The 10,961-nt window shown below is 39.1% G+C and carries 8 protein-coding genes; 1 reads left to right on the top strand and 7 read right to left on the bottom strand.

The genetic code is table 11. From position 1 onward, the window contains the following. From ACIQZ6_RS10250 to ffh, 6 genes are all read right to left on the bottom strand, one after another. A partial coding sequence (locus ACIQZ6_RS10250; protein ID WP_395810755.1) for a M16 family metallopeptidase occupies nucleotides 1-554 on the bottom strand: 554 nt, incomplete at its 3' end. 343 nt (nucleotides 555-897) lie between these two features. Next, nucleotides 898-1,548 (bottom strand): peptide-methionine (S)-S-oxide reductase MsrA, encoded by a 651-nt coding sequence (msrA, locus tag ACIQZ6_RS10245; protein ID WP_395810754.1) that lies wholly within the window; start codon nucleotides 1,546-1,548, stop codon nucleotides 898-900. Between the two features lie 283 nt (nucleotides 1,549-1,831). After that, the gene (locus tag ACIQZ6_RS10240) at nucleotides 1,832-3,319 is read right to left on the bottom strand and encodes a tetratricopeptide repeat protein (RefSeq protein ID WP_395810752.1); all 1,488 of its coding nucleotides are present in this window, start codon (nucleotides 3,317-3,319) and stop codon (nucleotides 1,832-1,834) included. Between the two features lie 236 nt (nucleotides 3,320-3,555). After that, nucleotides 3,556-5,094 carry a YifB family Mg chelatase-like AAA ATPase gene (locus ACIQZ6_RS10235; RefSeq protein WP_395810750.1) on the bottom strand — a complete coding sequence of 513 codons (1,539 nt, stop codon included), beginning with the start codon at nucleotides 5,092-5,094 and terminating at the stop codon, nucleotides 3,556-3,558. A gap of 411 nt (nucleotides 5,095-5,505) precedes the next feature. Then, complete coding sequence (locus ACIQZ6_RS10230; RefSeq protein ID WP_395810748.1) at nucleotides 5,506-6,285, bottom strand: glycosyltransferase family 2 protein; 780 nt, start codon at nucleotides 6,283-6,285, stop codon at nucleotides 5,506-5,508. Nucleotides 6,286-6,398: 113 nt separating this feature from the next. Then, nucleotides 6,399-7,739 (bottom strand): signal recognition particle protein, encoded by a 1,341-nt coding sequence (gene ffh, locus ACIQZ6_RS10225; protein WP_395810746.1) that lies wholly within the window; start codon nucleotides 7,737-7,739, stop codon nucleotides 6,399-6,401. Nucleotides 7,740-7,921: 182 nt separating this feature from the next. Here ffh and ACIQZ6_RS10220 point away from each other — a divergent pair, with 182 nt between their 5' ends. Further along, on the top strand, nucleotides 7,922-10,354 hold the full coding sequence (locus tag ACIQZ6_RS10220) for a DUF5916 domain-containing protein (protein WP_395810744.1): 2,433 nt from the start codon (nucleotides 7,922-7,924) through the stop codon (nucleotides 10,352-10,354). 55 nt (nucleotides 10,355-10,409) lie between these two features. Here ACIQZ6_RS10220 and ACIQZ6_RS10215 read toward each other — a convergent pair. After that, a partial coding sequence (locus ACIQZ6_RS10215) for a DUF481 domain-containing protein (RefSeq protein ID WP_395810742.1) occupies nucleotides 10,410-10,961 on the bottom strand: 552 nt, incomplete at its 5' end.

The raw sequence follows: 10,961 nt of genomic DNA, 5'->3' as shown, positions 1-10,961 counted from the left end.
ATGATTTCATCTGTACGATAATTGGATTTCATAAACAGCTGAATATCTTTTTTCTTAAAGCCTTTTACTGATTCGGGGGTTCCCAGAATATTTCTGCCTAGAGGATGACCTTCAAAAAGCAGATCCTCAAAATCATCGTTAATGGCTTCATCAGGCTGATCTTGATACGAAGAGATTTCATCTAGAATCACCTCTTTTTCCTTATTCATTTCTTCTTCTGGAAAGACAGAATGAAATAAGATATCCTCAAAAAGATCAAGTGATCTTTCCAGATGTGGTTTTAAGAAAGAGGCATGAACACAAGTATATTCTTTGGTAGTATAGGCATTCAAATCTGCACCAACCAGTTCCAGTCTATTTAAAATCTGATTTGTAGTTCTATTCTCGGTTTGCTTGAACAAAAGATGTTCAATAAAATGAGCCAGTCCATCTTTAGCCTGATCTTCATCGCGCGAGCCGGCATTGATTATAACGCAGGCATGCGAAATATTTGAAGGGCTTGGTTTATGCAAAACACGTATTCCATTTTGCAGTTGGTGAACCTGGTAATCCATTTAGTAAAGGTAGAGAATAGAATTAGCAAATTTGAAAATGAGATAATTAGCAAATTGATTTGTCGATGAGTTGATTTGTTGATCTGAAATAGCAAATAGGAGGACTTACGAATTTACATAGCCATCATGCAAGATAAATTCGTAAGTCGCGTTTACAAATTTGACTGACGAAATCAAATACTAAACGCATAGGTGATTTCGTAAGTCTCTAAACAATTTGAGAATGAGATAATAGAATTAGTAAATGATGGAATGAGCAAATTGATTTGTCGATTAAATTTCCAGTTTTTATTCTAATTTCCAGGTAAAGATGAATGAAAACCTACAACCTATAACTTATTACTTACAACCTAAGCTTCCCCTTATACGTTTTCTTGAACAACTCAAATCGTGGAATAGAAACCGCCCTTACATAACCCTGATTTGGATTGTGTTCGATATAATCTTGATGGTACTCTTCTGCTCTGTAGAATTCTGTGAGTGGTTTTAATTCAGTTACTACTGACTTTCTAAACCTTCCGGAGTTCGTAATGTCTTTCACAGCCTGTTGAGCGGCTAATTTTTCTGTTGTCCCAGTATAAAATAATACGGAACGGTAAGATGAACCTCGGTCGGGTCCCTGCTGATTGGGAGTTGTAGGGTCATGTGAAGCAAAAAATACTTTACATAATTCAGCATATGAAATTACTTTAGGATCATAGTAAACTAGTACTGTTTCTGCATGCCCGGTTGTTTCGGTATTTACCAAATCATAGGTTGGGTTTGGCACTGTACCTCCGGCATATCCCGAAATAGCCGAGTCTATGCCAATTACTGCTTCAAAAATATGCTCTGAACACCAGAAACATCCTTCAGCAAAAGCAGCAATGGCCTTTCCTTTAGGTGCTGTGAGTTTCACTTTTCTAACATCAGTTTTTTTCTGAGATATGGCATCACAGGAAAATAAAACTAGGATTAGCGATAATGCGGGTATGATACTTAGATGGCGTTTCATTTTATAACTTTAGTTTAAGATACGTAACAACTTATGGTATAGATTTTTTTTCTGGATCAATAGGTGGGTTAATCAATCCTATTTTCAATCCCATCTGCTAATACTTTGGCCAAACGTTTATTGATTAATTTCTGTTCTTCATTTAAATTCAATATTTCGGCATCAATACCCATACGTTTTAATGACAATCTATTCTTTGTGTAGTGCTATAGACTATGATATCTGTGAAATTAAAGAATCAAATACAATTTTAATTAGGTTTATTAATGGTATATGAAAATCATTATTTTAATTCATTCAACCTTCTTAAGCCTTCTTTGGCTTGAGTATCAATACCAATTTGGTACTCATGATTTTTCATTCCAATGGTTATATTATATAGATCTGTTGCCTTTTTATAGTCTTTAATGTATTCGTAAATATTGCCTGATTTTAAGGCTGAATTTGCTGCAAAATAATAAGTTTGATTTTTACCTAAATTAATTGTCCGCTGATAATTTAGCAGTGCATCATCAAAATCATTCATCATATCATACGTACGTCCAAAGCGGTAGTAAAGCTCAATTTTATCTTTCAGGGTTTTTAAATCATTAATTTGAATTGATTTTAATTGAGCCAGCGCATTTGTATAATTACCCCCGTCAAAATAGATTCTTGCCCTCAATAAAGTTATATTGGGCTTAACGTCATTCGCTTCTTTCAAGGCTTGCTTATCTTTTTCATTAATTACTGAGCCCTTAGTACGCACCATGTTGAGGTAATAATTGTATTGCGGAAGATTATTTCTTAGCAGATAATAAAAAGCAAGCCTTAGATAGGTATCCTTAATATAATTTGTACTTAGAGTTTCATTCGCAAATTTATTCAGGTAGATATTTGCATCCGAATCCATCCGACAAAGTTTAGCATTACCCATCAGGTAGTTCATCAGTGGAAGGTCGGCGTATTGGTTGCCTTTGGGTGCGGCTTCAATAAATTTAATTGCTGCATCTGCACGCCCGGTTCTAAAAGCAGTGTAACCTTGTAAATAAGCTTTGAGTAGGCTTTTGTCATTCATGCTATTTAAAAGTGGTGCCAAATCTGTGTAGCTATTTCTGCTCTGAATCACATCTACATTTGTAAAACAAATAAAAAACACAATTTCATCATTGTAATAGCTATACTTACTATTGGCAATCTGTAGCCTGAATCGTTCTAATTGCTTATTTCCTTTCGGAATATTTCCATGAATACCTAAAATACTGGCTATTCCTTTCATATTTGTTGGAATAGCTCCAAAAATTACTTCTATCAATCCCAGGCTTTTTTGATTGGGCAAAAAGTCCTTAAACTTTTGATTGTTTTCAGTTAATAGGTCTTTTGCCTTTTTAAAATCATATGTAGAAGACATGTATTCACCGAATTTAGCCTTAATCATTCCTGATTGAAGATAAATTTCTGCCTGTGCAAAAAGGTAATAGGGAGAAGTTTTATCATTTTTTCTGATCGCATCTATCCTGCCTGATTTTCTTTCCTTAAACTTTTCGAATTCAATTTTGTTTTCTGACGTAAGCAGGAATAAAAAATCAATATAGTTATCGAGCAAGACCGGAATGCCGTTTTGTGGGTTATTAATTTTCTCGTCCCGGATCAATTTCCTTGCATCGTTAAAACGAAGGTCAAATATGGCCTGATATGCTGTTGCTGAATTGGTATTGAATACGAAGTTTGCATTTACCGCTTCATGGATACTAAAGAAAAGAAGCAGGGTTATCAAATATTTATAATGCATTCCGGGATAATTCGCTTTTAGAATATGAATTTTGATACTGCCTTTTGAAGGCCTTACAAAAATAGATTTATTTTCTCAATTGAGTTTATTGGTAGATGAATTGAGTTTGGATAGTATCGCATTTTGCGATACCATATCCCCAGGCTCTTTTTCAGATAATTAAAGCCTGAAATTTTCAGGAAATAGCTTTTTTTACGTTTTACTAAGATGTTAAGATTTTTTGGCTCACGTTCCAACTAACCCGCCCATCCATCCCTATCCAAACTGCGGTAATGTATTGCCTCTGCAAGATGTTCCAGCAATATCTCGTCTGTACCGGCTAAGTCAGCAATCGTTCTGGAAACTTTCAGGATCCGGTCATACGCTCGGGCAGATAAACCCAGTTTCTCCATCGCCTGCTTTAATAGGGTTTGTCCGGTGTCGCTGATGCGGCAAATGTTCCTTACCATGTTTGGGCTCATTTGGGCATTGCAGAATACTTCTTCTTTATCTTCAAAACGTATGATCTGAATATTTCTTGCCTCAGTAACCCGTTCGCGAATCTCTTTGCTTTTTTCACTCAGCCGTTCGGACGAGAGCTCATTAAAGTTTACAGGGGTTACTTCTACATGGAGGTCTATGCGGTCTAAAAGCGGACCAGAGATCTTGCTCAGGTATTTTTGAACTACTCCTGGCGCACAAATGCATTCTTTTTCGGGGTGATTAAAATATCCACATGGGCAGGGGTTCATGGAGGCCACTAGCATAAAACTGGCAGGGTAGTTCACGGTTGATTTTGCTCTAGAGATGGTTACCCTGCGTTCTTCTAGAGGTTGTCGCATGACTTCGAGTACGGTCCGTTTAAATTCGGGCAGTTCATCCAGAAAAAGCACCCCATTATGCGCAAGGGATATTTCTCCGGGCTGGGGGTTGGTACCGCCGCCAACCAAGGCCACATCGCTGATGGTATGATGCGGAGATCGGAATGGCCTGATGGTCATCAATGAATCGGATGCAGAGAGTTTTCCTGCTACAGAATGGATCTTGGTGGTATCGAGGGCTTCATAGAGGTTGAGAGGCGGTAAGATTGTTGGCAAACGTTTGGCTAGCATGGTTTTTCCGGCTCCCGGCGGACCGATCAGAATCACATTATGACCACCGGCGGCTGCAATCTCTAGCGCCCGTTTGATGTTTTCCTGCCCTCTGACATCCGAGAAATCGCTTTCGTAATTATTGATATTGTAGCTGAACTCTTCTTTAGTATTAACTATGGTTCTTTGCAGTTCCAGGCTATTATCAAAAAAACCAATTACTTCTGCAAGGCTACTTACCCCGTAAACCTCAAAATCATCTACAATTGCAGCTTCACGGGCATTTTCTTGTGGAAGAATCAAACCCTTGAATCCATCTCTTTTACCCTGAATAGCTATAGGAAGAACCCCTTTTACAGGTTGTATGCCTCCATCCAGAGAGAGTTCTCCTAGAATGAGGTATTCATCGAGTTTAGTGCTGAAAAATTGCCCGGAAGCAGATAAAATACCAATCGCAATGGGCAGATCATAGGCTGAACCCTCTTTTCGTATATCGGCCGGAGCCAGATTTACGATGATCCTTTTCCTGGGCATGCGATAAATGGAACTATTCAATGCGCTCTCAATGCGCAACATACTTTCTTTTACCGCATTATCGGGTAAACCAACAACAAAATACTTGAGCCCTCCACAAACATTCACCTCTATGGTTATAGTAATTGCTTCGATCCCATAAACGGCACTTCCAAAGGTCTTTGCTAGCATGTTGAGCTAATATAAAAGACATTTGACCTAATGGTGAGAGTGGATTTAGTAAATGGGGCTATTTATTTAGTGAACGGTATTATTACACTTCCGGTCCTAAATTTCTTTTTATTTGGTGTAGGTATGGTCAGGTTTTTTACAAGCCTACGATTTTAAGGGCTTGGATGAGGCCAAGGATTGGTAGGATACCTTTATTTCCAAAAAAGCACTGGAACTGGGATTCAAAAATACTGTGCTCATGCACGCGCGAATTTGGCATCGCCCCTGGAAGCATCTCAAGTAAAGCAATCTGCTGAAGTACTATTTTTTGAAGTTTTGGAAGGGGTTGGATGAGATTTGAGTATTGTCAATAGACCACGGTCGATAGCACATTTAGCGAAGAGTAACCCTGTTCAGAAGAAGGAGAATAATTTATAATTTTCCGAAAAGTTTTAGCAGGCTATTGTAGGGTTTGGACCAGGTGCGCTGAATCCGTAGGGGCCCATTCAGTTCCCGCTCAAAAAAATCGACATGCTTGGCATTGAGGTAGGCAATGCGGGCCTTTTTTAAGGCTCTTCCTCCTGTTTTTTTCCGTTGACTCGTAGGCGTAAGTCGGTAAAAAAAGCCTACCTCTGGAAGCTGAACTACCTCCCCTCCGTTTTTGAGGAGCTTGATCCAAAATTCCCAGTCCTCTCTACCCAAATTCATGTCTTCCGAAAATCCTCCCACGGCTAACGCATCGGCTTTTCGGAAAAGGGCAGATACAAAAATCATGTTGTCCTTGGCCAATTGCTGCAGACTAAAAGTCTTTAATTTCCAGGGCTTGCGGTTCGTAGCGGTAAATTTTTCAGCTAGGCAGTAGACCACTTTGACTTTTGGACGAGTAGATAAGATAGCCAAGCCCTGTTCGATGTAGGTAGGGGCAATCAAGTCGTCTCCGTCTAGTGGCAATATATATTCCCCTTGGGCAGTAGTAATCCCTGTATTTCTGGCTTTGGAAACGCCGGCATTGGCTTGGTCGAGTACCTGAACTTCTGGATGTTGGGCTTCCAATTCCTGGGCAAGTTGCAAGGAATTATCCGTGGAGCCGTCGTTGATGATGAGGATTTCGATCGGTCGGTAGGTGGAGGCCAGTGCCGATAGGATGGCTTCTTTCAGGTACATCCCTTGGTTGTAGCAGGGGACAATGACAGAAATCAATCCAGGTGTCATGCGTTAAAAAAAGTAAGCAAATTCACCCAGCGGCTTTTGCAGGGCTAGGGTGTTGGGTCTAAATTTTTTCAATTGGTATTGCTGTTTCTCCATAAGTTACACATCACCCACCTCTATTTCCCAAACGGCATTTTAGGCATGCCTTTCATCATCTTAGCCGCTGCTGCCGGGTTTGAGAATTGCTTCATTACTTTACGCATATCTTCAAACTGTTTGATGAGCTTATTTACTTCAGTTAGATTGGTTCCAGAACCATTGGCAATTCGAGATCGTCGGCTCTGGTTGATTGAATCTGGATTTTCGCGCTCATAAGGAGTCATGGAACGGATAATCGATTCAATAGGAGTAAAGGCATTATCATCGATTTCTACATCTTTAATGGCTTTGCCCACACCCGGAATCATCCCCATCAGATCTTTCATATTACCCATTTTTTTGATCTGCTGAATCTGGCTTAAAAAGTCGTTGAAATCGAATTTATTTTTGCGAATCTTTTTCTGGAGTTCAGCGGCTTCTTTCTCATCGAACTGCATCTGAGCACGTTCAACCAACGAAACCACGTCGCCCATTCCGAGAATACGGCTAGCCATCCTATCCGGATAGAACACATCCAGGGCTTCCATCTTTTCGCCGGTACCGATGAATTTGATGGGTTTGTTTACAACCGATTTAATGGATAATGCAGCACCGCCGCGGGTATCACCATCTAATTTGGTTAATACCACCCCGGTAAAGTCAAGGCGGTCATTGAATGCTTTGGCAGTATTAACGGCATCTTGTCCAGTCATGGAATCGACCACAAACAGAATTTCATGCGGTTTGGTTTGTGCCTTTACCTCGGCAATCTCTTTCATCAATCCCTCATCAATTGCCAATCTTCCGGCGGTATCAATGATCACTACATTTTGCCCGTTCTTTTTTGCTTCAGCAATTCCGGCCATTGCAATTGCCACCGGATCTTTGGAAGCGCGGTCGGTATAAACCGGAACCCCAATCTGCCCGCCAAGAACTTCTAGTTGATCAATCGCTGCAGGGCGATAAACGTCGCCGGCAACTAGTAATGGTTTTTTATTCTTTTGTGTTACCAGATAATTGGCAAGTTTCCCAGAAAATGTGGTCTTACCCGCACCGTTTAATCCGGCAATTAGTATGATCGTTGGATTTGCAGAAATAGCTAATTCCTCAACAGTTCCACCCATTAAGGCTGCCAGCTCATCGTTCATGAGTTTGGTTAGTAACTGTCCAGGAGAAATGGAGGTTAAAACGTTGAGTCCGAGTGCTTTTTCTTTTACATCATCGGTAAATGCTTTGGCAGTTTTATAGTTCACATCGGCATCCAGAAGAGCTTTGCGTATCTCTTTCATGGTTTCGGCCACGTTTATTTCTGTTATGCTTCCCTGCCCTTTTAATACCTTAAAGGCTCTGTCAAGTTTATCCTGTAAATTTTCAAACATCGTATAAATCAGCTTTTAGCTTATACAAAGTTAAACTTTCTGAACAATAGGACTAAAATAATTGTTGATTCTGACCAAATTCTGTTCAGAATCTTAAAAAATGGAAGAAGAGAGTAACATTAACATTGCTTTGTATGGAATTTTGATACAATTTAATTTCTTTGCATCCTGATAATTGGTGAATGAAATTTGGGTGGGTATTAATTGTAGTTTTTGTTCTAATTGGTAATTGCTGTATTGCGCAGGAAATTAAAAAATTTACTGCAACCAGGACAGATTATTCGCCTAAAATTGATGGAATTCTAAATGATCGGATTTGGAACGAGGTAAAAGCCGCTAGTGGATTTGTTGAGATTAAACCAATTCCGGGTCGCGCTGAAAGCTATGACCGTAGAACTGAGGTTAAAATTGTTTATGATAATTCGGCAATTTACATAGGTGCCAGAATGTATGATGAACCGGATAGTGTTGTCAGAGAAGTTGTAACCCGCGATCAGCTTGGTAATTCAGATATTCTGGGGATTGTTTTTGATACGTATCTCGATCGCATAAATGCTTTTGGTTTTTATGTAAACTCTACAGGTGCTCAGTTTGATGCAAAATATTCGCAGTCGGGCAGAGAAGATGTTAGTTGGGATGCCGTTTGGGAAAGCCAGGTAAAAATTGATAGCCTGGGTTGGACCGCAGAATTAAAGATTCCGTATTCTGCCATCAGGTTTGGTTCAAATGATGTTCAACAATGGGGGTTAAACATGACCCGCCGCCGTCAAAAGGTTAATCAGCAAACCAGCTGGAACTTTATTGATCCCAAAGTTGCTGGTTTTATTAATCAGGAAGGCGAATTAAGCGGAATAAAGGGAATTAAGGCGCCAGTAAGATTGTCTTTTTCACCTTATCTTTCTTCTTCAGTGAACAACTATCCACATAATCAGCCCGGAGTAAAAAACACATTGAGCACATTCAATGGCGGCATGGACATTAAATATGGCATCAATCAAAGTTATACTCTTGACATGACTCTTGTTCCTGATTTTGGGCAGGTTCGATCTGATAATCAGGTTCTTAATCTTAGCCCTTTTGAAGTTAGGTTCAATGAAAACCGCCAATTTTTTACTGAAGGAACCGAGTTATTCAATAAAGGGAATCTTTTTTATTCCAGGCGCATCGGATCTAACCCAGCATATTCAGCAAATATTACATCGAAGATTCTTCCTGGTGAGACTATTATAGAAAATCAGCTGGAAAGCAAACTGCTCAACGCTACAAAAATTTCAGGCAGGTCACAAAATGGAATGGGTATCGGTTTTTTTAATGCGGTTACAAAACGTGGCTTTGCCACAGTACAAAACAGTACCGGGGAGGAGCGTTTGATTGAAACACAACCTTTAAGTAATTATAGTATTCTGGTATTAGACCAATCTTTAAAAAACAATAGTTCAGCAAGTTTTGTGAACACGAATGTTTTGCGTCAGGGATCTGCCTATGATGCAAATGTGAGTGCATTTTTGTTTAATCTTAATAACAAGCAAAACATTTATAATATTGCCGGTGCTGCTAAGCTGAGTCATGTGGGTTCGGAGAGTCCTGGAAATCCGGCCACGAACGGATATTATTATGAGATTGAAGCAGGTAAGAAAAGTGGAAATTTTACCTGGCGTTATTCTTATGATTTGACTGACGAAAAGTATGACCCTACAGATCTAGGTTATTTTAATAATAACAACTTTATTCGAAATGCCATTGATTTTGGGTATAATAGTTTTAGTCCCGGTAAAGTTTTTAACCGCTTTAATACCTATTTAGGGATTTTTCGTACCGAGCGATTCAAGCCACGTACTTATCAATCTTCAAGAGCTTCAGGCGGCGGTTTTTTTGAATTTAAAAATTTCTGGTCATTGAGTTTAGATTTTTACCGGCAGTTTATTGGAAAGGATTTTTATGAGCCCCGTGTAGCAGGACGAGAGTTCAGCACTCCTGCCAGTAGTTTTGGAAATTTATCTCTCAGATCAAACAGGGCTAAAAAATATAATGCAGGGGTATTTTTTTCTGCCAGGTTTAGGGAGCAGTTTAGTGGCGTTGGGTACACTATCGGTTTTTTTCAAAATTACAGGGTTAAGAACAGACTTTCGCTCGGACTTGATTTTAATGCTCAGCCTCAATATGATTATTCTGCCTGGCTTGGTGTAAGTAGCAACAAAGATGTGATCTTTTCAAGGTTTGACAGGAGTACGGTAGAAAGTGCCATGGATGCTACTTACACCTTTAACAGCAATATGGGCTTAATGGTCAGGGCAAGACATTACTGGTCAAACCGCAGGAATAAAGAATATTATATTCTTACGGCCGACGGCGGTTTACAGAGCCATGATGGTGCTGAATTTAAGGGTAACCATACTAATTATAACGTTTTTAATATAGATTTTATTTATTCCTGGCGCTTTGCTCCCGGTAGCGAATTGAGTTTAGCTTATAAAAATGTTGCTCAAGATATGGAATCAGAGAATAGGCTTGGGTATTTTCAGAATTTTGACAGAATTGTTGGATTGCCACAGAATAATAATGCCTCATTAAAAATATTATATTTTCTTGACTATCTGCAGTTTAGAAGGAGATAGCACTTTTGAAGTATTAGATTCCTTTTTGTTTATATAAAGTATTAAAAAGAATAATCTAGTTTGCTAGTCTGTAAACTAAACCAAATGTCATGGTTTGGCTAGCCTGCATTTTGTTGGCAGTATCATCATCATAAAGAATTATTCCAGCGATTGATACATTAATCAATCTATTTACATGTGCGGTTAAGGTAAGGTCTAGTCTGTTGTCAATACTCGCAAGCTTTTCATAATTCGCAAACAAAGCATAACGGCTTTTTAGGGTCAGATTTTTGGCTATATCCTTATCAAAAGAGCTTACAACCTGGAATGCAAGCTCATTTCTGAATCCTTTACCTGGCGTTACACCAAAGTTTTTAGGGTTGGTTAAGTAGAGTGATTGATCAAGTACAAATGTTTGCCTGGCGGTTCCAGTACCTATACGAACAAAAAAGTGCTTTGCCGGTTTGTACTCAAATCCAAATGATTCTGTTAAATATCCTGGTGCCATGAATTTGGATAGGAGCGTTCTTTTCTCTTTTCCTTGTGCATCTTTTGAGAAGGTGTAACCAAAATCAAATTGAGATTCAAAGTTGACAGATCCGAAGAAATACCAGCTATTGTAAAGTTT

The organism is Daejeonella sp. (genome assembly GCF_044348475.1).
GTDB lineage: Bacteria > Bacteroidota > Bacteroidia > Sphingobacteriales > Sphingobacteriaceae > Daejeonella.
This window is presented reverse-complemented; position numbering and strand designations above follow the sequence as displayed.